The organism is Paenibacillus senegalimassiliensis (assembly GCF_001486585.1).
Taxonomy (GTDB): domain Bacteria; phylum Bacillota; class Bacilli; order Paenibacillales; family Paenibacillaceae; genus Fontibacillus; species Fontibacillus senegalimassiliensis.
Genome location: NZ_LN909046.1, coordinates 1,352,201 through 1,375,355, shown reverse-complemented (window position 1 = coordinate 1,375,355; position 23,155 = coordinate 1,352,201). Strand labels below are relative to the sequence as shown.

22 protein-coding genes are annotated in these 23,155 nt (G+C 48.9%); all 22 read left to right on the top strand.

The features are described from left to right. Positions 1–66: 66 nt before the first annotated feature. Positions 67–1,746, top strand: coding sequence for a ribonuclease J (locus tag BN3279_RS20370; protein WP_059053445.1), 1,680 nt, complete (start codon positions 67–69; stop codon positions 1,744–1,746). 207 nt (positions 1,747–1,953) lie between these two features. After that, complete coding sequence (locus BN3279_RS20365) at positions 1,954–2,730, top strand: ClpP family protease (RefSeq protein ID WP_059053443.1); 777 nt, start codon at positions 1,954–1,956, stop codon at positions 2,728–2,730. Next, entirely contained in the window at positions 2,727–2,963 is a 237-nt protein-coding gene (locus tag BN3279_RS20360; protein ID WP_059053441.1) for a YlzJ-like family protein, read from the top strand. Before BN3279_RS20365 ends, BN3279_RS20360 begins: the two co-directional genes overlap by 4 nt. Positions 2,964–3,039: 76 nt before the next feature. Further along, positions 3,040–5,748, top strand: coding sequence for an FtsK/SpoIIIE family DNA translocase (locus BN3279_RS20355; protein ID WP_059053439.1), 2,709 nt, complete (start codon positions 3,040–3,042; stop codon positions 5,746–5,748). A gap of 125 nt (positions 5,749–5,873) precedes the next feature. Then, entirely contained in the window at positions 5,874–6,317 is a 444-nt protein-coding gene (locus BN3279_RS20350) for a helix-turn-helix domain-containing protein (protein ID WP_059053437.1), read from the top strand. Positions 6,318–6,337: 20 nt separating this feature from the next. Beyond that, on the top strand, positions 6,338–7,177 hold the full coding sequence (locus BN3279_RS20345) for a DUF6544 family protein (RefSeq protein ID WP_059053435.1): 840 nt from the start codon (positions 6,338–6,340) through the stop codon (positions 7,175–7,177). Positions 7,178–7,296: 119 nt separating this feature from the next. Continuing rightward, a complete protein-coding gene (gene sleB, locus BN3279_RS20340) occupies positions 7,297–8,115 on the top strand; it encodes a spore cortex-lytic enzyme (RefSeq protein ID WP_059053434.1) in 819 nt (272 codons plus the stop codon). A 120-nt stretch (positions 8,116–8,235) separates the two neighbouring features. Continuing rightward, the gene (gene yfmF / locus BN3279_RS20335; protein ID WP_059053432.1) at positions 8,236–9,516 is read left to right on the top strand and encodes an EF-P 5-aminopentanol modification-associated protein YfmF; all 1,281 of its coding nucleotides are present in this window, start codon (positions 8,236–8,238) and stop codon (positions 9,514–9,516) included. Positions 9,517–9,520: 4 nt separating this feature from the next. Further along, positions 9,521–10,801 carry an EF-P 5-aminopentanol modification-associated protein YfmH gene (yfmH, locus tag BN3279_RS20330; protein ID WP_059053430.1) on the top strand — a complete coding sequence of 427 codons (1,281 nt, stop codon included), beginning with the start codon at positions 9,521–9,523 and terminating at the stop codon, positions 10,799–10,801. Beyond that, the gene (gene ymfI, locus BN3279_RS20325) at positions 10,802–11,569 is read left to right on the top strand and encodes an elongation factor P 5-aminopentanone reductase (protein ID WP_059053428.1); all 768 of its coding nucleotides are present in this window, start codon (positions 10,802–10,804) and stop codon (positions 11,567–11,569) included. It abuts the gene before it with no gap. An 88-nt stretch (positions 11,570–11,657) separates the two neighbouring features. Then, the gene (locus BN3279_RS20320; RefSeq protein ID WP_059053426.1) at positions 11,658–11,912 is read left to right on the top strand and encodes a DUF3243 domain-containing protein; all 255 of its coding nucleotides are present in this window, start codon (positions 11,658–11,660) and stop codon (positions 11,910–11,912) included. 223 nt (positions 11,913–12,135) lie between these two features. Continuing rightward, positions 12,136–12,903, top strand: coding sequence for a DUF3388 domain-containing protein (locus BN3279_RS20315; RefSeq protein WP_059053425.1), 768 nt, complete (start codon positions 12,136–12,138; stop codon positions 12,901–12,903). Positions 12,904–12,943: 40 nt separating this feature from the next. Continuing rightward, on the top strand, positions 12,944–13,939 hold the full coding sequence (locus BN3279_RS20310) for a helix-turn-helix domain-containing protein (RefSeq protein WP_059053423.1): 996 nt from the start codon (positions 12,944–12,946) through the stop codon (positions 13,937–13,939). A 51-nt stretch (positions 13,940–13,990) separates the two neighbouring features. After that, entirely contained in the window at positions 13,991–14,482 is a 492-nt protein-coding gene (locus BN3279_RS20305; protein ID WP_059053421.1) for a YajQ family cyclic di-GMP-binding protein, read from the top strand. Positions 14,483–14,741: 259 nt separating this feature from the next. Beyond that, a complete protein-coding gene (gene pgsA, locus BN3279_RS20300; protein ID WP_059053419.1) occupies positions 14,742–15,329 on the top strand; it encodes a CDP-diacylglycerol--glycerol-3-phosphate 3-phosphatidyltransferase in 588 nt (195 codons plus the stop codon). Positions 15,330–15,372: 43 nt separating this feature from the next. Further along, a complete protein-coding gene (locus tag BN3279_RS20295; protein ID WP_059053418.1) occupies positions 15,373–16,623 on the top strand; it encodes a competence/damage-inducible protein A in 1,251 nt (416 codons plus the stop codon). Positions 16,624–16,901: 278 nt separating this feature from the next. Further along, a complete protein-coding gene (gene recA / locus BN3279_RS20290) occupies positions 16,902–17,963 on the top strand; it encodes a recombinase RecA (RefSeq protein ID WP_059053416.1) in 1,062 nt (353 codons plus the stop codon). A gap of 95 nt (positions 17,964–18,058) precedes the next feature. Further along, positions 18,059–18,913: a regulatory protein RecX gene (locus BN3279_RS20285; RefSeq protein WP_232436896.1), complete on the top strand. Its 855-nt coding sequence runs from the start codon at positions 18,059–18,061 to the stop codon at positions 18,911–18,913. A gap of 300 nt (positions 18,914–19,213) precedes the next feature. Continuing rightward, a complete protein-coding gene (gene rny, locus BN3279_RS20280) occupies positions 19,214–20,755 on the top strand; it encodes a ribonuclease Y (protein WP_059053414.1) in 1,542 nt (513 codons plus the stop codon). Positions 20,756–20,864: 109 nt separating this feature from the next. Beyond that, positions 20,865–21,659: a TIGR00282 family metallophosphoesterase gene (locus BN3279_RS20275; protein WP_059054599.1), complete on the top strand. Its 795-nt coding sequence runs from the start codon at positions 20,865–20,867 to the stop codon at positions 21,657–21,659. Between the two features lie 108 nt (positions 21,660–21,767). After that, positions 21,768–22,028: a stage V sporulation protein S gene (locus BN3279_RS20270; RefSeq protein WP_019005392.1), complete on the top strand. Its 261-nt coding sequence runs from the start codon at positions 21,768–21,770 to the stop codon at positions 22,026–22,028. Between the two features lie 104 nt (positions 22,029–22,132). Next, positions 22,133–23,095 carry a dipeptidase gene (locus tag BN3279_RS20265; protein ID WP_059053411.1) on the top strand — a complete coding sequence of 321 codons (963 nt, stop codon included), beginning with the start codon at positions 22,133–22,135 and terminating at the stop codon, positions 23,093–23,095. The last annotated feature ends 60 nt before the right edge of the window (positions 23,096–23,155 follow it).

Here is a 23,155-nt window from a genome sequence, read left to right as displayed (position 1 = left end):
TGATCGGAGCCATTTCCATATGAAATAAGAAAACAACGTCCAATAAATTAGGAGGGTTAGATAGACTTGTCTAAAAAAATGAATAATGAAAAATTGACGATCTTCGCTTTGGGCGGCGTCGCAGAAATCGGGAAGAACATGTATGTCGTCCAATATGGCAATGACATTGTAGTCATTGACTCCGGCTTGAAATTTCCGGAAGAGGACATGCTGGGCATTGATATCGTCATTCCCGATATCACTTACTTGACGGAGAACCGTGACAAAGTAAGAGGGATTGTGCTGACGCACGGACACGAGGATCACATTGGCGGATTGCCTTATGTACTGAAGAATTTGAACGTGCCGGTTTACGGGACGAAGCTGACCTTAGGGCTGGTGGAGAACAAGCTTAAGGAAGCGGGATTACTCGGCGAGACCAAGCGGATACTCATTCATGCCGATTCCGTCATTGAACTGGGTTCGACGATGAAGGCCAGCTTCTTCCGTACCAACCACAGTATTCCCGACTCGGTCGGCGTATGTATTGAAACACCGGAAGGCAATGTTGTTCACACGGGGGACTTCAAATTTGATCATACACCAGTCAATGATCAATATGCAGACTTGCACCGAATGGGCGAGATTGGCAAGAATGGCGTGTTAGCTCTTTTGTCGGATAGTACCAATGCAGAAAAACCAGGCTTCACTCCTTCGGAGAAAAATGTCGGCCTTGTGCTGAATGATATATTCTATAAAGCGAAGCAACGTGTGGTTGTGGCTACATTCGCTTCCAACGTGCACCGGGTTCAGCAGGTGATTGATGCAGCTTATGCAACGGATCGCAAATTGACAATTATCGGTCGGAGCATGGTGAATGTAGTGAACATCGCAAGCGAGCTTGGTTATCTGAATGTTCCTGACGGCATATTGATTGAGCCGGAGGAAGTTAACAAGATGGCTGCAGATCGTGTAGTTATTTTATGCACCGGTAGCCAAGGGGAACCCATGTCCGCTCTGACGCGCATGGCGCGCTCGACACATCGTAAGGTTGATATTTTGCCAGGAGATACCGTGATAATTGCGGCTACGCCGGTTCCGGGTAACGAGAAATATGTGGGACGAACCATTGACGAACTGTTCCGTCTGGGAGCGGAAGTGATCTACAGTGGCTCCAATTCGGGAGTTCACGTATCTGGTCATGGTAGTCAAGAAGAATTAAAGCTGATGCTGAATTTGATGCGTCCGAAATATTTTATTCCGATTCACGGCGAATACCGTATGCTACGTAAGCATGCCCTGTTGGGTGAATCCGTCGGGGTAGATCCGGAGAATATTTTCCTGATCGATATCGGCGAAACGATTGAAATTCAGAATGGTCAGGCACGTAAGGCAGGCAAAATCCCTGCAGGGAACGTCCTCATTGACGGTCTGGGTGTGGGTGATGTCGGAAATATTGTATTGCGCGATCGCAAGTTGTTATCGCAAGACGGTATACTGGTCGTTGTCGTTACGTTAAGCAAGCAAGACGGCAAGATCGTGTCAGGACCGGATATTATTTCGAGAGGTTTTGTCTACGTTCGGGAGTCCGAAGGGCTGTTGGATGAAGCGAACCGTATTGTCTCAAGCACGCTTGAGAAGCTAATGAGTGAAAATGTGAATGAATGGGCTTCCCTGAAAACGAATGTTAAAGATTCTCTGGGACGTTTCCTGTTCGAGCAAACGCGCCGTAGACCGATGATCCTGCCGATCATCATGGAAGTATAAATACAAAGATAAATGCACACAGTCGCCTCTTCTTCCCACTGGTAATTTTGGACGGTTACCAGTCGGGAGAGGGGGCTTTTTTTGTTTTGTGCGCGCTGGGGAGTTTTTCTTCTGTATAGAGTCGGGAAGGTTGTCGGCATACTAAAGCTTATATATTGTTGACTACCTCTAACAAGGCTAATGGCTGAACCGAAAGGAAGGCTTACCATGAATCCCAATCCAAATCAACCAAATTCTCGTGAAGAATCAGAGCTGCCCGCCATCCAACCACCGCCTGTTGCCGATCCTGGGCCCAAGGAGGCTACGGTTCCCGAAATCATTCAACAGCTAGGACAGACCAGTGTGCCAACGCCGGGGGAATCCAATGTCTACTGCTTGACGATTATCGGTCAAATTGAAGGCCATCTGGTGCTACCGCCACAGAACAAGACGACCAAGTATGAGCATCTGATTCCTCAGCTTGTAGCCGCCGAGCAGAATCCACGGATTGAAGGGTTGCTTATCATTTTAAACACGGTAGGTGGCGATGTGGAGGCTGGCCTAGCTATTGCAGAGATGATTGCTTCTCTGACGAAGCCAACCGTCACGGTCGTTATTGGAGGCGGGCATAGCATTGGTGTGCCTATTGCTGTGGCCTCGGATTATTCTCTGATTGCGGCGAGCGCAACGATGACTATTCATCCCATCCGGATGACGGGCCTGGTCATTGGTGTTCCTCAGACCTTCGAGTATATCGAGAAGATGCAAGAGCGGGTCGTGCGCTTTGTGACCACTCACTCGCATATTACGGAGAAGCGCTTCAAGGAACTGATGTTCAAGACGGGCGAGTTAAATCGGGATATCGGAACCGCTGTCGGAGGCAATGACGCGGTGAAGTATGGCCTTATCGATGCCATCGGCGGGATCGGGGAGGGACTGACCCGGCTGCAATCGTTGATGGATACCAGGCGGCAAACAGGGGCTCCAGGAGGGATGCCGCAATGACTCATTACACGATATTACCCGAAGAAGTCTATTGGGAGAATGCCGAGAACCAGGCGGCTTACAACGAGATAGAAATGCAGGGAATTCTAATGCAGGTCAGAATGGAGGGAGGTAATCGGGCTACGATCATCCGCTTGTTGCGTTGTCAACTGGACGATTACCTGAATCCGGATTTGGCACCGGGCCAAGAGATCGCTTTCTACCCGGTACTTATGGCGAAACAGCAAAATTAAGAACATATGCCCGCATTCCTCCTAGGTTCCCCCCAGATGAATATGGTATAATATTCATCTGGGGGGTGTTTTCGTTTTGGCACGGAAACGGAAGAAGAAGAAAGCTGCCCTGGGCAGCATGCTTAAATATGAAATATACGGAATCATCCTGATTACGTTATCCATTATAGCTTTGTCGGGGGAAGCGGCTGTCGGCAGGACATTGTCCAAGATGGCAGCACTGGTCCTCGGCAAGTTTTATTTTGTGATACCGCTGGTTGGCATTTACATAGGCCTGTCCGTAATGATTCAGCGGAAATGGCCCAATCGCTGGAATACGCGGCGAAGTGGGGTGCTACTGGGCGTGTTAGCCCTTTCGCTCATGAGCACCATATCCGCCATGGGGCAGAAGCTCGCTCCTACCGGATCGCTCGGAGCGGGTAGCATTCTTGGACAGATCCACCGTGATTTACAGGGAGCATTGTTCCAGTCCGCTTCGCCAGATGCAGGCTTCAGCTTACTTGGGTTGGACATAAGCGGCGGCTATGTGGGCGGCTTGGAATTTGCAATGTTGTTCTCTTTGTTTGGTATGGCAGGAGCTAAATTAATTATGATCGTCATGCTCGCAATCAGCTTTATGCTAATTACCGGACTTTCCTATGTCGATTTGTTCCGTCTTCTGCGCAGCAAATTAGGCACGCTGGGTGAGCAATTGGGGCAGAAGATACGTATGCTTCGTCCGGTGCCGGTTCGCGGAAGAGCGAAGAAGGTGAAGAAGCCCGCTCCGGTCGTAGCAATGGCAGAGCAAGCGATGCAGGATGAGGAAGAAGAACCGTACGTTGCCGGTAGCGAGGAAGAAGTTCCCGCGATGGCCTCGGCTCGCAAGAAGCCGGTGTTCTTCCAGTTGTTTGGTTTTAAGGGACGCCAGGAGCGCCCTGAGACGCAAACCTCCAGCATCCCGGAGACCGAAGAAGCTGGGAATCATGGAGCCGATACGATGGCTCATGACATACCAGGGGGAGCAGTCAACTGGAACGAGCTGAGTTATGCGGGCAAAGGAACACCAGAATCCTTCGGAGCTGCCGGACCGGATCTTACCGGGGAGTCTGAGGGGAATACGGGTCCGATTATTCGTGATTTCTTCGATCATATTCAACGGGAAAGCTTGCATAGCGACGAAGAACAGGATGACAGCGAGTTTGACGCAACTGCATCTCCAGTGGCATCGTTTGACGAGGGCATGGAGCTAAACACTGACTTATCCGCTGTTCTGGACGAAGCTCATGGTAACGTGGGTGAGGGAATAGACGGACCGTTGGATGGAGAGCTACAGGGCAGTGGTGAAGCTGTTCTGGAAGCACCTCTTCCACCCAAGCCGGCTCCGAAGCCGTACAAGCTGCCCTCCTTCCGCTTGCTAGCGAAGCCGGCGGGCTCGGGCAAAGCTGGAGATCAGGCCGATTATATGCAGACAGCACGCAAGCTGGAAGCGACGCTCGAAAGCTTTGGTGTTCGTGCCAAGGTGCTAGAGGTTGTGCGGGGACCGGCGGTTACCCGTTATGAAATTCAGCCGGACATCGGGGTAAAGGTGAGCCGGATCGTCAACTTGACGGACGACATCGCGTTGGCACTCGCTGCCAAGGATATTCGGATGGAGGCACCGATCCCTGGCAAATCGGCCATTGGTATTGAGGTGCCGAATAATGAAGTCTCAGTAGTTACGATGCGTGAGGTGATGGAGACCCCGACGTTTATGGATGCCGAGTCCAAGCTGACAATTGCCTTTGGGCGGGACATTTCAGGACAGACTATTGTGGGTAACCTGGCCAAGATGCCCCATTTACTAGTCGCAGGGGCTACAGGCTCAGGGAAGTCGGTGTGCATCAATGGGATTATTACGAGCATTCTGTTCAAGGCCAAGCCGGACGAAGTGAAATTTCTGATGGTTGACCCGAAAATGGTTGAGCTCAATGTATATAATGGTATTCCCCATTTGCTAGCTCCGGTTGTTACCGATCCGCGCAGGGCGTCATTAGCATTGAAGAAGATCGTTGTCGAGATGGAGAAGCGTTATGAGTTATTCTCCAAATCGGGGGCTCGGAATGTAGAAGGTTACAATCAGATGATGAAGGATAATCCGGAGGCGATTCTGCCTTATATCGTGGTCATTGTCGATGAGTTGGCCGATCTGATGATGGTGGCAGCCAGTGATGTTGAGGATGCGATTGCCCGCTTGGCCCAAATGGCCCGTGCCGCTGGTATTCATCTAATTATCGCTACGCAACGTCCTTCTGTAGATGTCATTACCGGTGTAATCAAAGCGAATATACCGTCACGGATTGCGTTTGGCGTGTCCTCCCAGGTTGATTCACGGACGATTCTCGATATGGCGGGAGCCGAGAAGCTGCTGGGTCGCGGAGATATGCTGTTTATGCCGATGGGAGCCTCGAAGCCGGTTCGGGTGCAGGGTGCTTTTATGAGCGATCAGGAAGTGGAGACGATTGTTAATTACGTCAGAGGCCAAGGTCAGGCTGAATATGACGAGAGTCTGGTGCCAGAGGTAGACGACGAGGTGCAGGAGCATGAAGAGGTATTGGACGAGCTGTATGATCAAGCCGTTCAGATTGTACTTGAAGCCAAGCAGGCTTCGGTCTCTCTCTTGCAACGCCGTATGCGTGTCGGGTATACCAGGGCAGCCCGGCTCATTGATTCCATGGAAGCTCGGGGAATCGTAGGCCCCTATGAAGGTAGCAAACCACGTGAAGTGTTGATGTCGATTGAGCAATATAAGATGGGCAAGAGTGGGTAAGATAAAGCCGACATGTTGGATTTTCCGCATGTCGGCTTTTTATTATGGGAGCCGATATATTTGACATTAGGTAACTGGTTGCCTATTATAAAGGTAACTAGTTACTTATATGTGGAGGGGTAAGGATGGAGGAATTGGAAAAACAAGCTTATATCTTCGGGGGGATTCTAACCTTGGCTAATCGGTTGCAAGTGCTGGGAGATCAACTGGATAAGCAGGTTACGCTCAAACAATGGCTGCTCGTTGCCATCATCATGAAGATGGAGCCATCTGCTCCCACCCTAAGCGAAGTTGCCAGCATCACGGGCAATTCGCGACAAAATGTCAAGAAAATGGCGACTATTTTGGATAAGCAAGGGTTTGTGAGTTTAGTTAAAGATGATCTGGATGCAAGAATCGTCAGAGTTCATCTGACAGCAAAATGCAAAGCTTACTTTGAGAGCAGGGCTGAAAAGGAACAGAGGTTTATGAGTGAACTGTTCGACAACTTCGATGGAGACTTAACGGACGGTCTGTACCAAGGGATGATGAAGCTGGCAATAAATGTGAACCAAATGGAGCAGAAGTAATGAGAAGGAGGCACAGAAGGATGTGGTTGACGATTTCGGTCGTTGCGCTGTTCGTAAGTGGAATGGGTCTGCTTCTAGGATGGCCCCATTCCAGAACGAAAGCTGAATTTGTACGTTTGGCTGCAGATCATGTCAGCAGCCTGGCGCTCAGTGAGTCCAATGAGTTCACACTAGAAGATATCAAAGAACTCCCAGCCCCGGTTCGGGCCTATTTCAAATATTCCGGATTTCTAGGCCAGCCCAAGATGGCCTACATGAAAATAAGTTTCCAAGATGTTGATTTTGTGATGTCACCTCAAAACAAGAAGCTGAAGATGGATTATACGCAATATAATCTTGCTTCTCAGCCTGTTAGACTGGCTTACATTGATGCAGCCATGTACGGCATTCCCTTTGAAGGACTGGATACCTATATTGGCGGCCATGGAGGAATGAAGGGGGTATTAGGCAAGTGGATATCCTTATTTGATCAGCAAGGAAAAGAGATGGATCGGGCGTGTCTCGTTACCTTTCTATCGGAAAGTCTGATTTTGCCCAGTGCAGCCTTGCAGCCGTATGTGGTCTGGGAGTCGATGGATGATCCCAATCAGGCCAAAGCGACGATTACCTACGGAGGACTCTCGGCCAGCGGCATCTTTACGTTCAGCGAAGAGGGGGAACTATTGGTTTTCACTACAGAGGACAGGGCTTTGATTACAACGGATGGTGAACAACGGCATATCCCTTGGTCGGCTTTATTTAAGGACTATAGATTAATTAATGGAATAAGGCTCCCAACTCATTTGCAAGCGGTATGGAATCAGGAGCAAGGCGATCTTATCTATTTTGACAGCAATCATTTTATGGTTAGTTACCACTAGCTTCAAATAAAAGGTGTTTGGCTTGTCTGAATTTTAGGGTGCATAGGAAGGGATAGTGCTTGTCATACTAAAGTTACCCATCCTTGTTAATCCACTAAAAGAAAGGTAGAGCTAAACGTATGAATAAAGCGAAAATCTGGTTAGCCTTCGGTCTAGTGCTGCTTCTGTTCGGAATCGGATACGGAGCAGGTACGTTATGGCATACAATTCAGGCCAGCGGCTTCCCCTCCCAGGAAGCGGAGCCAGCGTTCAGCGATCAGATCATTGATTACGGGGCATATGGCAAAGACGTGTATGAGCTCCAGGGCCGGTTATCCTACCTTGGCTTTTACCATGGTAAGCTGGATAGTCAGTTTGGCTCCAAAACCCGAGATGCTTTGAAATGGTTTCAATCGGAGTTCGGGATGACGGTCGATGGTCTGGCTGGTCCGAAAACGAAGCTGAAGCTATACAATGCTACGAAAAATTGGAAGCCGGGCATGGAATACGCAAATAGCGGCGGCGGTAAGGGCAGCGGGAATGCAGGTTCCGGGGAAAAGGCCAAGCCGGAATCCGAGCTGGCTCCGTCCAATGCTATGGGATTATCGGAAAATGACCTGAAGATTATGGCTAATGCCGTTTACGGTGAGTCGCGTGGCGAGCCCTTTGAAGGACAAGTAGCTGTAGCGGCAGTCATTCTCAATCGGGTTAAATCTCCAAGCTTCCCGAACACCGTGTCGGGTGTTATTTTTCAGCCAGGTGCGTTCACTGCGGTAGCCGACGGGCAGATTTGGCTGGAGCCTAATGAGACAGCACGGAAGGCGGTGCAGCAGGCGCTTAATGGTTGGGACCCTAGCGGCGGATGCTTGTACTACTTCAACCCCAATACGGCCACATCCAAATGGATTTGGACCAGACCACAGGTCAAGACCATCGGGGAGCATATCTTCTGCATGTAATTGAATAAAGGAAGTGAAGGGAGCAGCCCGTCGTTGTCAGGTTGCTTCTTTCCTTTGAATTGGTATAGAATGGAACTGAATTTCAGGATTGATAAAGTCTCTGGCAAAGGAGTTTTCGTTTTGAACAAAACGGTATTTGAGCGCGGCAGTGTGGGGCATATTCGGTTGCATGTATTGCCGACCACCCGATTTAAGACGTTTGCGATATCCCTCTACGCAGGTTTGCCGCTGGATGAACAGAAGGTAACAACTACGGCTCTTACCCCCTTTGTTCTGCGGCGGGGCACGGAATCCTATCCGGAAACGACTCAGTTCAGGGAGCAATTGGAGCATTTGTACGGAGCCGGGTTCGGGTTTGATGTATATAAACGCGGGAACTATCAGCTTATTCAGTTTCGTATGGACACGATCAATGATTCCTTTGTACAAAGTGAAGGATCATTACTGGACAAGAGCTTTGCTTTTCTAGGTGAGGTACTTACCAAGCCTGCTCTGGAGAATGGGGCCTTCCGTAAGGGATATGTCAATTCAGAACGGGAATCGGTGCGCAAGAAGCTGGAAGGTATTATTAATGATAAAATTCGCTATGCCGCCGAGCGCTGCATGGAGGAGATGTTCAAGAACGATCCCTACCGGTTGCACCCGCTGGGAGAACGCAGCGAACTGGATGCCATTACACCAGAATCGCTTTATGGTGCTTATCAAGAATGGCTGCAGCAAGCTCATTTGGATTTGTATGTGGTGGGAGACACAACTCTGGCCGAAGTGGAAGAGCTGGTTGCTCAGCATTTTAGCTTGAGCCGTTCAGCCACTCCGCAGTATGAGCCGGAGAAGGTGAGCTTAAGCTCAGGAGAAGTAAGATCAGTTAAGGAAGTACTGGATGTCAATCAAGGCAAGCTGAATCTGGGGATGCGAACATCGATTACCTATGGAGACGAACGTTACGCCGCTGCCTTACTCTATAATGGTGTGCTCGGAAGCTATCCACATTCCAAGCTGTTTATCAATGTTCGGGAGAAGGAAAGCCTGGCTTATTATGCATCTTCAAGGTTTGATGGTCATAAAGGGATTGTAAGTATTCAATCCGGGATCGAAATTGCTAACTATGAGAAAGCCCTGCAAATTATCGAAGCGCAATTGGCCAGCATGCGTGCCGGAGAGATCAGCGAACTGGAGATGTCGCAAACCAAAGCCATGATCCGCAACAGTTTACTGGAAATGCAGGATTCTGCTTTTGAAATGATTGCGTACGACTTCAACCGCGTATTGTCGGGCAAGGAGCGTTCTGCTGAGCAACTGCTGCAGCAAGTCGAGCAGGTGACCGTTCAGGATATCGTGCAGGCGGCGGAAGCCGTACAACTGGATACGATATACTTTTTGACAGGTCGGAAGGAGGAGTAGCCGGATGGATACCATTCGTTACGATGCGTTGCAAGAGACGCTTTATCATGAAACGATGGATAACGGGTTGCAGGTCTATGTGCTGCCCAAACCCGGATTCCAAAAAATATATGCAACGTTCTCCACGAAATATGGATCAATTGATAACCATTTCCGTGTAGAAGGCGAAGAAGACATTGCCGTCCCGGACGGTATTGCTCATTTCCTGGAGCATAAAATGTTTGAGGAGCCGGAAGGCGATATTTTTGCTACCTTTGCTTCCCAAGGGGCATCAGCCAATGCGTTTACGAGCTTCGATCAGACGGTCTACCTCTTCTCTGCGACAGACAATATTCCAGCTAATTTGGAGACGTTGATTAATTTTGTGCAGAATCCTTACTTCACGGATCAAAATGTGGAGAAGGAGAAGGGGATTATTGGCCAAGAGATTGGCATGTACCGTGATAATCCGGATTGGCGGGTTTACTTTGGATTAATTGAAGCGATGTATAAAGTGCATCCCGTCCACATTGATATCGCCGGGACGGTAGAATCGATTACAACGATTACCAAGGAAACCTTGTACACGTGTTATAACGCTTTTTACCATCCTAGCAACATGCTGTTGTTCGTTGTAGGGGGCGTTCAGCCAGAGGATGTATTCGACCTGGTTCGCCGCAATCAAGCGGAGAAGAAATATGAGCTGCAAGGTGCCATCGATCGTTTGTTTGATGATGAACCTGGCGAGGTTTCGGAGAGACGTCGGGAATCGCGCTTACCAGTCTCGCAGCCTAAATGCTTGTTCGGGTTCAAGGAGACCAAGTTAGGATTAAGTGGTGAGGAACTGCTGCGCCGCGATTTAACGACCAAACTGGCACTGGATTTGTTGTTTGGGGCCAGCACGAAGCTGTATCAGAAGCTGTATGATCTGGACCTGATCTCCGATAGCTTCGGTCATGAATACAATAGCAATCCGAACTACGCGTTCTCAGCCATTGGTGGGGATACAAAGGACCCGGACCAACTGCTTGCTGTCATTCGTGAGGAGGCAGATGCCTTGTTATCCGCGGGCTTAAAGCAGGAGGACTTCGAGCGGGCACGCAAGAAGAAGATTGGTGGTTACTTGCGTATGTTGAACTCGCCGGAGAACATTGCCCATGAATTTACCCGTTATCGGTTCAGAGGTGGGGACTTGTTCGCCATATTGCCACTGTATGAATCGTTAACGCTAGATGAGGTGAATGCCCGGCTGCGCGAGCACATGGATTGGGAGCAGTTAGCGGTGTCCATCGTGGTGAGTCCTTAAATGGAGCAGCTGCATGGGGGAGGAAAAAAGTTCAGCGATATGACCGTATTGATTACTGGTGCAAGCCGGGGGATCGGAGCTGAGGTGGCTCTGCGGTTTGCTTCGGTAGGCATGAATGTGGTCATTCATTACATGAATTCTCACGAGGCGGCCAATGAGGTCGCCCGTAAATGTTTGGAGCTTGGGGCCAAGGCCTACACTATGGCAGCGGATCTGAGAAGCAGGGAAGAAATCGTCAGAATGAAGGAACGACTTGATCATTATGAATTATATCCTGACATTCTGGTGAATAATGCCGGGATATCCCATTATGGCATGCTCTCGGACGTAACCGAAGAGGAATGGGACGATATGATGAACGTGAATCTGAAAAGCGTCTTCCTCTGCACGCAATTATTCATGCCATATATGATCGGTCAACGTTTTGGGCGAATTATTAATGTTTCCTCCATTTGGGGAATCTCCGGCGGGTCTTGCGAGGTGGTCTATTCGGCGGCCAAGGGTGGAGTTAATGCCTTTACCAAAGCGTTAGCCAAGGAGCTGGCGCCTTCGGGCGTGACGGTCAATGCTATAGCGCCAGGTGCGGTGAAAACGGATATGATGGGAAGATTTGACCCGGAGGAACTGCGGCAACTGGAGGAAGAAATTCCAGCCGGACGCCTGGGTTCGCCGGAAGAGATATCGTCGCTCGCTTATTTCCTGGCCTTGCCGGAATCGGGGTATATTACGGGGCAGATCATCAGCCCCAACGGCGGTTGGCTTACTTAAAGAGGTAATTCTTCATCGCATAAAACCACCGGCATTTTCGCATATTACAACTGTTGATCTTAAATCGTCAACCAAAGGAGGATTTATCATGTCAACAGTACTCAAAAATTTTGATAACTGGAAGAAGTTCCTTGGGGAGCGCGTGGAGGATGCCGAGAAGGTGGGCTTTAGCGATGAGACCATCACTAATTTGGCCTACGAAATTGGCAGCTTCTTGGATCACAAGGTGGATCCACAGAATGAATCCAACCGTGCCATCAAGGAAATTTGGGATGTGGGTACCGAAGAAGAGCGGAAAACCATTGCTCGTTTGATGGTCAAGCTGGCCAAGAAAAACGCATAGTTGGACCCTTGAAAAGCTCCCGATCTGGGAGCTTTTCACCCATTTATCCCATTGGCTTGCCTTTCATTTTCATTTTATATATCATAAAACACATATGCACATGCCCGTTAAATACGTGCGTCAAAAATCATTCTCCAGCTTTTGGAGATTTTTTGACAAACAAGCAGGAATTAAGACCTAATTTGTCGAATGGTGCATGAGGAACTGAAGAAGGTGTTTGGCTATGACGCAGAAACAATGGTATCTGGAGTATACAATACATAAAAATCGCCCGGGACTTTTGGGGGATATTGCTTCTATGCTAGGGATGCTGGAGATCAATATTTTGACGATCAACGGTGTAGAAGGCAAAACGCGGGGTCTGTTATTGGAAAGCGATGATGATGGCAAAATCGAGCAAGTCAGCAAAATTCTGAGCAAGGTGGACAGCATTACGGTGACTGCCCTTCGCAATCCGCGGCTCGTTGATTTGCTGGCCGTTCGTCATGGCCGCTATATCGACCGTGATTCCGATGACCGCAAGACGTTTCGGTTTACAAGAGATGAGCTTGGCATTCTGGTCGATTTTCTCGGGGAATTGTTCAAGAGGGAAGGACATCAGGTGATCGGGCTTCGGGGAATGCCGCGCGTTGGCAAGACGGAATCGATCATAGCTGGTAGCGTTTGCGCCATGAAGCGGTGGACCTTTGTGTCCTCGACATTGCTACGACAAACGGTACGAAGTCAGCTATCTGAGGATGAAGTCAATCCGCATAACGTATTTATCATTGATGGGATTATCAGTACCTTGCGATCCAACGAGAAGCACTATCAGTTGCTTCAGGATTTAATGACGATGCCATCCACCAAAGTGATTGAGCATCCTGATGTTTTTGTGAAAGAATCGGAGTACAGTTATGACAACTTTGATATAATTATTGAATTGCGTAACAATCCGGAGGAGCAAATCGTATACGATACGTTTACGACAATTTATACAGACGATGTGTAATGACTAACAAACATAACTATGATTGCAGGAGGTGATGGCCGTGTCGGATTTGGGACAACAGTTGCGGGAAGCCCGTCTTGCCCGGGGTTTGTCGCTTGATGATGTACAGGAAATGACTAAAATTCGCAAACGCTATTTGGAAGCCATCGAATCGGGTGATTATAAAGTGTTGCCGGGGAGCTTCTATGTCCGGGCCTTTATTAAAACATATGCGGAAACGGTTGGGGTAGATGCGGATGAACTGCTGGCCGAACACCGTCAGCATGTACCCGCTGCGACTCCCGAGGCGACCATGGAGCCGGTGATGCAGAAGCGCCGGAGCCGCCAACATTCGGAGCGCAATTCGAAGTGGCTGTCTACGACACTGATGTGGTCGTTTGCCATTTTAATTCTTGTCGTTATTTATATGTATTTTACCGTATGGGGCAATCCGAGCCGGAATGCGGACGGACATGAGCCGGACCCTACGCCGGTAACGCAAGATAGCAATATTGATAGCAACAAGGGGAATACAGGCAATCCGCAGACCGACGGGGATGCCGTGGGTGGCGACAACGGTACGGATAGCGAAAGCGGGAACGATTCGGGTACGAATGCCGGAAATAATCAGGGTAATCAAGGGACCGAAACGGGCGAGCCTGGGGATGAAGCAACAGGTGAGTTGACGCTTGTACCGGACGGTAAGCAAGGAAGCACAACCAAATATAAGGTGCAAAATGCTGGGAATACACCCGTCATGGTTACTATAACGGCGAGCGGCGAAAGCTGGGTGGAAGTTAGAAAAGGTAGCCGGAATGGCGATAAGCTGTATTTTGGAGGAACCAAGGACGGCGATGTGCTGACCTATGAGATTGGTCCAGAGGGCTTGTTTGTGATCTCCGGGGCTTCCAAGAATACGACAATCACGGTGGCAGGAGAAACGCTGGAGGATGGTAAAGCAACCTCAAGATTTTTGCTCAATCTCGATAACGGCGAGTCTGCTGGCGGTGATTCCGCAACTGGGGAAGAAGAAAGTACAACTAGCGGCGGCGAATAGTCAGGGTATGGACATGCCGCTGGGATGCGATTAGAAAAGGATGTGTGAATGATGGCTTCAGAAAGTGCTTTTGATATTGTCTCAAAAATGGATATGCAAGAATTAACTAACGCCATTGATCAGACAGAACGAGAAATTGCTAACCGCTTTGATTTTAAGGGAAGCAAGAGTGAACTTAAGGTGGAGAAAGATGTGCTTGTCGTTGTCTCGGATGACGATTACAAGCTGAGCGCCGTCATCGATATTTTGCAATCGAAGATGATTAAGCGAGGACTGCCGATCAAGAACTTGGACTATGGCAAGGTAGAGCCGGCTTCTCTTGGCACAGTTCGTCAGCGCATCAATTTGAAACAAGGTATCGATCAGGAGAATTCCAAGAAGATTAACATCTTGATTCGCGACTCCAAGCTGAAGGTAAAGAGCCAAATCCAGGGCGATCAAATTCGCGTAACTGGCAAAAGTAAGGATGATCTGCAGCAAGTTATGCAAATGTTGCGCAAAGCGGATTTGACGGTAGATTTGCAATTTACCAACTTTAAATAATCGTTATGAATGGTCTCTTGCAGTCCCTGACGGGCTGTGTGAGGCCCTTTTCATATTTTTGACAGCCTATGTGGTGGAATATTATACTTGTATAGGTTGTTGAAATCCTTGCTAGAGTGGGATGAATGGGGTTAGAAATATGATGGAGGATAGGACGGATGACTGAAAAAGTGAAAATTTGCAAGGATTCGATTGGCGAGTTGACTAGAGTGCAGATGACACATGCTTATGATTATGATTTGTCCGGGGAGGCCGTTTTGTGAATTTGCCCAATCGTATTACATTAACACGTATTTTTATGATTCCAGTAATGCTGGTGTTTCTGCTGGTGGATGTTGGCTGGCTCTCTTACGAGCTTGTTCTGGGCAGCTATTCCTTGCCGGTACATCAGTTAATCGCTGCGATCTTGTTCATTATAGCCGCCAGCACCGATGGTATCGATGGCTATATCGCCCGTAAATATAATCTGGTGACCAATCTGGGCAAGCTGCTTGATCCGTTAGCGGATAAGCTGCTGGTAGCTACGGTACTGATTGGACTTGTTGCCATGGGCAAATGCGATCCCTGGATTGCGGCCATCATTATCAGCCGTGAATTTGCCGTTACCGGCCTGCGTGAGGTTGCGCTTCTGGCGGGCTCGGTCATTGCGGCAAGCAAATGGGGGAAGGCGAAGACAGTGACGCAGATTATTGCTATCTCCGCCTTGTTGTTGAACAACTTCCCGTTTGAATGGTTATCCATTCCGTTTGCTGACATTGCTATGTGGCTGGCGGCTGTTATTACGCTCTATTCGGGTATAGACTACTTTGTGAAGAACAAAAGCGTGCTTTCTTTTTCCAAAGCGTAATCCGGGCATAAGCCGGAAGCTATTAGAGGGGGCTTATTGAAAAATGAAAGCGGAAATTATTGCGGTGGGCACAGAACTGCTGCTGGGCCAAATTCTCAATTCCAATGCGCAGTACCTGTCTCAGGAACTGGCCGCTCTAGGTATTGATGTGTACTTTCAAACTGTGGTAGGCGATAATATGACCCGGCTTGCTCATGCCGTAGAGACCGCAGCGGGCCGGGCGGATATATTAATATTTACTGGAGGAATCGGACCTACTCAGGATGATCTGACCAAAGAAGCACTAGCGGGTGTGCTCGGGCGTTCCTTATATGAGGATGCTGAAGCCATGGAGAACGTGGACCGTTTCTTTCAAGGACGTGGTGTTCCGATGACGGAGAATAACCGGCGTCAAGCCCTCGCGATTGAAGGGGGGACGCCGCTACCTAATGAGACAGGCCTGGCCGTAGGGAATGCTATCGAACAGGATGGCAAGTTCTACATTGTGCTCCCCGGTCCGCCGAAGGAAATGAAGCCGATGTTTGAGCGTCAAGCTAAGCCCTGGATTTTGGAGCGGGCATTAACTGGAGAGCAGCCCATCTTCTCGAAGATGCTGAAATTTGCCGGGATTGGTGAATCGGCTCTGGAGACCAAGCTGCTTGACTTAATTCAGGCGCAAAGCGATCCGACGGTGGCCCCTTATGCAAAGGAAGGCGAGGTTACGATTCGCATATCAACCAAAGCACTGGATGAACGGGCGGCTATGTTGAAGCTGGATGCGGTAGAACGAGAAATTGCTTCGCGCTTGCCAGAGTATTTGTATGCTAACGTTGATGTGCCTATCGAGCAGGTGATTCTAGACACTATGCAGGAGCGTGGCTTGAGCTTGAGTGCGGCGGAGAGCTGCACCGGTGGCCTGCTTATGGAGATGTTCACGGCCTTGCCAGGCAGCTCTGCTGTCTTCCAAGGTGGGATCGTTTGCTATTCCAATGCGCTCAAGGAGAAATTGCTGAACGTTCCTCATGAGTTGCTGGAGGGAGAAAATGCGCCCGGCGCAGTGAGTGCGGAAACGGCTAAAGTGCTGGCAGAGCAGGTTCGTCTCATAACAGGCACCGATTTCGGTCTATCCATTACAGGGGTGGCTGGTCCGGGGCAATCGGAGCGCAAGCCTGCTGGCCTTGTCTATATGGCCATTGCTAGGCAAGATGCTGATACGGCAGTGTTCGAGCTTAATATTAAAGGAAACCGTGATACGGTGCGTATACGTTCGGCAAAGACGCTATTATATCGCCTCTGGCGTGCTCTTCAGGACTAGGAACGCAGGGCCCTTGACGTTATTACGGATACTCACATATAATCAGGGTACGGAAGAACCGTGGCAAACTGACTCAGTTGTGCTGCGGTTCTTTTTTTGTCGTCTGGCAACAAAAGCAAATAAAACTACAAATGCTGATGAAGAAAGGGGGAGTGAAAAATACGAATATATGTTCGAAAAAAGTGCTTGGCAAACCTACCAAAACAAGGTACAATTATAAACGAAAAGATGAAATAAGCGGTTATTAATCATGTATTTTATATAAGGATGTGAGCTGATTGTCAGATCGTAAAGCAGCGCTGGAGATGGCGCTTCGCCAGATAGAAAAGCAATTCGGTAAGGGGTCGATCATGAAGCTGGGCGAATCGACACATATGCAAGTGGAGATCGTTCCGAGTGGTTCAATTGCTCTTGATATTGCGCTTGGCACAGGTGGACTTCCACGTGGACGGATTATTGAGGTCTACGGACCGGAATCGTCTGGTAAGACGACAGTAGCGTTACATGCAATTGCAGAAGTACAGAAGATTGGTGGACAAGCTGCCTTTATTGATGCCGAGCATGCGCTTGACCCGTCCTATGCAAGCAAATTGGGCGTTAACATTGATGAATTGCTGTTATCCCAGCCAGATACGGGAGAACAAGCGCTGGAAATTGCGGAAGCACTTGTGCGCAGTGGTGCGGTGGATGTCATCGTCATCGACTCCGTAGCAGCTCTCGTCCCTAAGGCTGAAATTGAGGGCGAAATGGGTGACTCTCATGTGGGTTTACAAGCACGTTTGATGTCGCAGGCTTTGCGGAAGCTTTCCGGGGCAATCAGCAAGTCCAAGACAATTGCGATCTTCATTAACCAGTTGCGTGAGAAGGTAGGCGTGATGTTTGGTAATCCGGAGACAACGCCGGGTGGCCGGGCCTTGAAGTTCTATTCGACGGTACGTTTGGATGTGCGTCGTATTGAGACAATCAAGATGGGCAACGATATGGTTGGGAACCGTACAAGAATTAAGGTAGTCAAGAACAAGGTGGCTCCACCGTTCAAACAAGCAGAAATTGATATTATGTACGGTGAAGGTATCTCCAAGGAAGGCAGCATCATCGATATCGGGGTAGAACTGGATATTGTGGACAAGAGCGGAGCGTGGTATTCCTATGCTGGCGAGCGTTTGGGTCAAGGCCGTGAGAATGCCAAGCAATATTTGAAGGAGCATGGAGATATTGCCGATGTGATTGAACAGAAGATTCGGCAGGCCAGTAACTTGACCACCTCGGTAGCTCCGGCTTCCCCTGAAGATGTGGAAGCCGAACTGCAGGAAGAACAAGCGCTTCTTGAAGATAAATAGTCTTTTAGAGTAGACGCTAGTGAGCGCTCTGATCCTTGGCTGTTGCCAGGGCAGAGCGTTTTTTATTGAAATTAGTCGTCAGGGAGGTAGCTGGTTTGGATAATGGTATGAAGAATCAAGGTAACTCGTGGCAGCAGAGGGCAGACAAAGCCAGAGGACCGAGAGAGGAACGGGAAATCGTTGATATCTCAGACGAATCCTTTTGGCAACCTCTCCCCAAATCAGCGGACCAGGGGCGGCCTCAGGAGATTGAAGAGGATATTCAGGGGTTGGACGCTCTCCCGGAAGACATGGAGTTGACCATTACCTCTGTACTGATGCTGAAACGCCCCAAGCATAGGTATCAAATCCGGTTTGGTAGCTACAGCCTGGAGGTTCATGAAGATGTGATGATTAAATACCGGATGATCAAAGGTACGGTATTTACTAAGGCTGAGCTGGAGGAGATTGTGGCTGCAGACGAGCGTCAGCAGAGCTACGCCGATGCCCTCAAATATTTGAGCTTAAAGCCAAGAACAGCCTACGAAATTTCTCAACGTTTAGGGGAGAAGGGATGGGGGCAACTCACCATAGAGGATGTTTTGGCACGTTTGCAGAGCGAAGGGTATATCGACGATGCTGTATACGCTCAGGAATGGGTCTCCCAGCGAGTGAGAAACCGTGGCAAGGGGAAGTTATGGGTAAGACATGAACTTCGCCAGAAGGGCGTCTCTAAGCCTCACATCGAGGAGGCCTTGGGCCGTTTAAGCGAAGATGATGAATATGACAGTGCTTTGCAGCTAGGAAGCAAGAAATGGAGAAGCCTATCAGGGGAACTGTCTGACAAGAAGCGGAAGACAGGGGCATTCTTGCAACGACGAGGATTTAGCGGTGGTGTTGTCTCCCGGGTGATGCGCGAGCTAAGCGGGCGTAGCGATATGAATGGATTGGACGATTGGGAAGAAGAATAGGAAAAGGGAGGTAACTCCTGTCATGGCTTGACAATATCTTTTGTCAAATAATAAAATGAAATATGAACCTATATCGCATCATCCCTTTTTTCCTTCCAAAATAACGGGTGGCGATGGATTCTGTTCTTCAATCATGAAGGCAAGGCACGGCCTTAAGCGGTGCGTTGCTACATGAAACCGCCGAACTAAATGGGCAAGTCATGTACGTTTTTAAATGATGATGAACTAAGAAACGAAAGTAACTAAAAACTGCAAACATCCCAAGGAATGCCTTGGAGGAAACAACGGGGAGGTGAACAGATGAATTCTGTAACCTGGAGCATTCTCGTTGCAGCCGCATTATTCTTTGGGTTCGTGATCGGATATTTTATTCGCAAGTCTCTTGCAGAAGCTAAAATTTCCAGTGCCGAGCAAGCTGCCATTCAAATCGTAGAAAATGGCAAGAAAGAGGCAGAAGCACTGAAAAAGGAAACGGTTCTGGAAGCTAAGGATGAAGTCCATAAGCTAAGAGCCGAAGCTGATAAAGACATTCGTGAACGTCGGAATGAAATACAACGACAAGAAAGACGATTGTTGCAAAAAGAAGAGTCGCTGGATAAAAAATTGGATTCGCTAGAACGTAAAGAAGAACAAGTGGTCAGCAAAGAGAAACGCATTGAAGAGACACAACAGCAGATTGACTTGATTTACAAAAATCAAGTGCAGGAGCTTGAACGTATTTCCAACCTCTCGATGGAAGATGCTCGTACGATCATCTTGAACAACGTGGAGCAGGAAGTTCGCCATGAGACTGCACAGATGATTAAGGACATTGAACAGCAGGCAAAAGAAGAAGCGGATAAGAAATCCCGCGAAATTATTACGCTCGCTATTCAACGTTGCGCAGCCGATCATGTTGCGGAGACTACGGTGTCTGTTGTAACGCTGCCTAACGAGGAAATGAAAGGCCGGATTATTGGTCGGGAAGGCCGGAATATCCGTGCTCTTGAGACGCTTACCGGGATTGATCTTATTATCGATGATACGCCGGAAGCGGTTATTCTGTCAGGCTTTGACCCGATTCGCCGCGAAATTGCTCGTACGGCATTGGAGAAATTGGTCGCAGACGGACGAATTCACCCGGCAAGAATCGAAGAGATGGTCGAGAAATCGCGTCGGGAAGTGGACGAACGTATTCGCGAATACGGCGAGCAGGCTACCTTCGAGGTGGGCGTGCACGCACTGCATCCTGATTTGATCAAAATTTTGGGACGTCTCAAGTTCCGGACAAGCTATGGTCAAAATGTATTGAAGCACTCGATGGAGGTTGCTTACCTGGCAGGCTTAATGGCCGGGGAGCTTGGCGAAGACATTACACTCGCCAAACGCGCAGGTTTGCTGCATGATATCGGTAAAGCGCTGGATCATGAAGTGGAAGGATCTCATGTCGAAATCGGCGTAGAGCTGGCTAAGAAATACAAAGAGCATCCGGTAGTCATTAACAGTATTGCCTCGCACCACGGCGATTGTGAAGCAACATCCGTCATTGCCATGCTGGTTGGCGCAGCCGATGCATTGTCGGCGGCCAGACCAGGAGCACGTCGTGAAACGCTGGAAACGTACATTCGCCGTCTTGAGAAGCTCGAAGAAATTTCCGAGTCTTTCGAAGGTGTCGAGAAGTCGTTTGCTATTCAGGCGGGCCGTGAAGTTCGCGTAATGGTACAACCGGACAAGATTGATGACGCAGAAGCGTTCCGGTTAGCCAGAGATATTACGAAGACCATTGAAAGTGAACTGGATTATCCAGGTCATATCAAAGTTACCGTGATCCGCGAGACGCGGGCGGTTGAATACGCCAAGTAAAGGTTATGCTGAAGAAGTGGCCCCTCGCGGGCCGCTTTTTCATTGCCCGGCAGGGCCAAGCGATCTGCTGCGTTCAAGCGGCTGGTTGGTAAGTGGAGGAGGTAATATCATTAAAGTTCTATTTATCGGAGACATTGTTGGAAATACGGGACGCAAGGCACTTAAGGCAACATTACCCCATTTGAAGTCCAAATATAATCCTCATATTATTGTAGCCAACGGGGAAAATGCGGCGGCAGGCCGGGGAATCAACGCTAATATCGCCAAAGAGTTCTTCGAGCAGGGCATTCATGGCTTAACGATGGGCAATCATACCTGGGACAATAAAGAAATTTTTGATTTCATTGACGATGAACCTCGCATGGTTCGTCCGGCGAACTTCCCTCCGGGTACGCCCGGCCTGGGATTTACCGTGGTCAAAGGAAACGGTAAAGAGCTGGCGATTGTCAATCTCATGGGCCGGACCTTCTTGCCAGCGATCGATGATCCTTTTCGAGCAGCGGATGAAATCGTGGCCCAATTGGCCAAGAAACATAAATGCATTTTGGTGGATTTCCACGCCGAAGCGACCTCGGAGAAAATCGCTATGGGCTGGCATCTGGATGGCAGAGCCTCTATGGTAGTGGGTACGCATACTCATGTGCAGAGTAATGATGACACGATCCTTCCACAAGGGACGGCCTATTTGACCGATACAGGTATGGTAGGCTCACGTGAAGGCATTCTTGGCATGGAGCGTACAGCGGTGTTGCGCAAGTTCACGACCCAGCTTCCGGTTCGCTTCCAGGTCTGTGAAGGCAAATGGCACTTCCATGCGGTCATTGTCGATATCGATGAGGCCACAGGCAAAGCGCAAAAAATCCAAAAGATTCGTCTGTTAGAGGACGAGTGGTTGATGGACTAAGCAGCCGAGACATGGAGTACACCCCGGGAAAAAGGAGGAATTATTTGAGTTCTCACGAATATCTTCTAAGTAGTGGAATTCAACCAATTTCCCAGGGAGGTACGAACGATGGAAGTATTAAAGGTTTCAGCAAAATCCAACCCCAATTCCGTTGCTGGCGCGCTTGCTGGAGTTCTTAGAGAACGCGGCAACGCTGAGTTGCAAGCCATTGGGGCAGGTGCTCTCAACCAAGCCATTAAAGCTGTAGCGATCGCCCGGGGATTTGTTGCTCCAAGCGGTGTGGACCTGATTTGTATTCCGGCGTTCACGGATATCGTCATTGACGGTGAGGATCGTACGGCCATTAAATTGATTGTAGAACCAAGATAATTATTTCAATAGAAAGACTGCCTGTTTACAACCGTAAACAGGTTTTTTTGTGTTTATTTTTCATAACCTAAGGTATAAGCGCGTGTTTTGAAGGAGGAAGTCCTATGAGGCTAACGGTAAGTGATTTTCACTGTGATGCTTTATCCAAGCTGCAATTGAACCCCAAGTTGAATTTTGCCAGCTCCCGGAAGCTGGATGTGAACCTGCGAAGGATGAAGCAAGGTGGCGTTAGGCTGCAATGTTTTGCTATTTATTTATCTGAAAAGCTAGGTACGTCCCGTTATGGATACGTCCAGGAACAAATAGACCTGTTCTATCATCATATCGTTCGCTTGGGAGTACGTCCCATAGGCTTCGTTGAAGATTTGGAAGAATTGGAACAGTCTCAGGGAATAGGTGGATTATTATCGATTGAAGGAGCAGATGGCCTAGAGGGAAATCTTGATCATGTACGTGAGAGCTATGAACGGGGCGTACGTATACTAGGATTAACCTGGAATTACGCGAATTGGGCGGCTGATGGTATTCTTGAGCCGAGAAATGGAGGGCTGACACCGGCAGGAAGAAATCTTGTGAAATTGTGTCATGAGCTTGGTATCATTCTCGACGTGTCGCATTTGTCGGTGAGGGGATTTTGGGAGCTGCAAGAACTGGCGGCCGCCGCGGGTCGCCCATTTATAGCTTCGCATTCCAATGCCTTCAGTGTGTGTGATCATGTCCGCAACTTGCGGGATGATCAGATTGAAGCCTTAATCAGTCTAGGTGGGCGCATCGGCTTGACCTTTGTTCCATGGTTTGTGAAGAAGGGAAGAAACCCATCAAGCGAGGATCTTCTACCTCATATTGAACATGTATGCGCACTCGGCGGCGCTGATCATATCATGTTTGGCTCAGATTTTGATGGGATTGAGTCACATCTTAGGCATTTAAGGCATGCAGGCGATTATGCCAAATTCCAGGAAATGCTGCTAAAGCATTATCCGGAGGGGCTTGTTCGCGGGTGGTTGTCCGGCCATGCAGCCGCATTCCTATGCGATTGGCTACCCTTACGAAAGAAAGCGCTTTAATTGATCCAATTACGAGATAGGAATGATCGAAAACTACTATATGAAAAAAGGCGCGAAAAC